The sequence below is a fragment of the Longimicrobiaceae bacterium genome, assembly GCA_035936415.1.
GTDB lineage: Bacteria > Gemmatimonadota > Gemmatimonadetes > Longimicrobiales > Longimicrobiaceae > JAFAYN01.
Window position 1 is genome coordinate 1 of sequence record DASYWD010000109.1, and the last position, 1,559, is coordinate 1,559.

Below are 1,559 nucleotides of genomic sequence, written 5' to 3' on the forward strand. Positions count from 1 at the left end.
CCCCACGGCGGTGTTCTGCGCCAACGACCTGGCGGCGCTGGGCGCCCTGAAGGGCTGCGCCGCCGCCGGGGTTCCGGTCCCCCGGGCGATGTCCATCGTGGGGTGCGACGACATCGAGATGGCCCGCGTCGTCACCCCGGAGCTGACCACCGTGGCCGTCCCCGCCCGCGAGCTGGGCGCCCGCGCCGCCCGCCTCCTCCTCCGCCTGATCGAGGGGAAGCCGGAGGCGAGGCCCGGAAAGCCGCTCCCCGTGCGCCTGGTGGCGAGGGGGACCACCGCCGAACCGCAGGGGACAGCCGACACCGGCACCCCTGCCTGACTTCCGCACTTCGCACTCACGCACTCCTCGCCCCCATGCGCCACGCGGTCATCACCGGCACCGGCTCCTTCGTCCCCGAGCGCGTCCTCACCAACGCGGACCTGTCGCGCATGCTGGGGGAGGACGTGGACCCCTTCGTCCGCGGCACGCTGGGGATCGAGGAGCGGCACGTCTGCGCGCCCGGCGAGTCCACCGCCGACCTGGCGGAGCAGGCCGCGCGGCGGGCGCTGGCGGACGCCGGGGTCGGGCCGGAGGACGTGGACCTGCTGATCGTCTCCACCGACACCCCGGAGTACGTCTCGCCCGCCACCTCGTCGGTGCTGCACGGGCGGCTGGGGATGGCGGGGCGCACGGGGACCTTCGACGTGAACAGCGCATGCGCCGGGTTCGCGACGGCGCTCGACGTCGCGTGGAAGTACCTGCGGGCGGACGAGCGCTACCGGCGCGTGCTGGTGGTGGCGGTCTACGCCATGTCCCGCTTCCTGGACTACGGGGACAAGAAGACGGCCACCATCTTCGCGGACGGCGCGGGCGCGGTCGTGCTGGAAGCCTCGGACGAGCCCGGGATCCTGGCCTCGGAGCTCTTCGCGGACGGGACGCTCGCCGACGGCATGGGCGTCTTCGCGGGGGGGACGGCGGAGCCGGTCACGGACGAGGTGCTGCGCGACGGCTACCGCAACCGGCTCCGCTTCGTCCGCAAGTACCCCAAGGAGGTCAACGAGGAGGGGTGGCCGCGGATCGTCCGCTCCGTGCTCGGCCGCATCGGCGAGCGCGTGGAGGACGTGGACCTCTGGCTCTGGACGCAGGTGAACCGCTCCACAATCGAGGTCGTGATGGACCGGCTGGGAGAGCCCATGGACAAGGCGCACACGGTGATGGGGAAGTGGGGGTACACCGGCTCCGCCTGCCTCCCCATGGCGCTGGACGACGCGGCGCGCGCCGGACGCCTCCACCCCGGCGACCTGGTGGTGCTCACCGGGTCGGGGGCGGGGCTTTCGATGGGGTGCGTGGCGCTCCGCTGGGCGCGCAACGGACACCCCGGCGGGACGGACGACGGGAGGGGCCATGTCTGAGACCGCGGTTTCCCTGTTCCGGGAGCGCGTGGAGCGCTACGGCGACCGGACCGCGTTCCGCGTCCTGGCCGCCGGCGGCGCCGCGCGCGACGAGGCGGTCTCCTGGCGGGAGTGGGGCGAGGCCGCCCGCCGCTTCGCGGCGGCGCTGGTCGCGTCCGGACACCGGC

General features: G+C 74.5%; 2 protein-coding genes. Both read left to right on the forward strand.

Features of this window, described 5'->3' with window-relative positions; genetic code table 11:
- On the forward strand, positions 1 to 319 hold a 319-nt coding region (locus VGR37_04250; protein ID HEV2146606.1), incomplete at its 5' end, for a substrate-binding domain-containing protein.
- A 35-nt stretch (positions 320 to 354) separates the two neighbouring features.
- Complete coding sequence (locus VGR37_04255) at positions 355 to 1,392, forward strand: ketoacyl-ACP synthase III (GenBank protein HEV2146607.1); 1,038 nt, start codon at positions 355 to 357, stop codon at positions 1,390 to 1,392.
- The last annotated feature ends 167 nt before the right edge of the window (positions 1,393 to 1,559 follow it).

Bases quoted from the DNA above. Each gene is read 5' to 3' on its own strand.
- VGR37_04255 (HEV2146607.1), top strand. From the start codon at position 355: ATGCGCCACGCGGTCATCACCGGCACCGGCTCCTTCGTCCCCGAGCGC.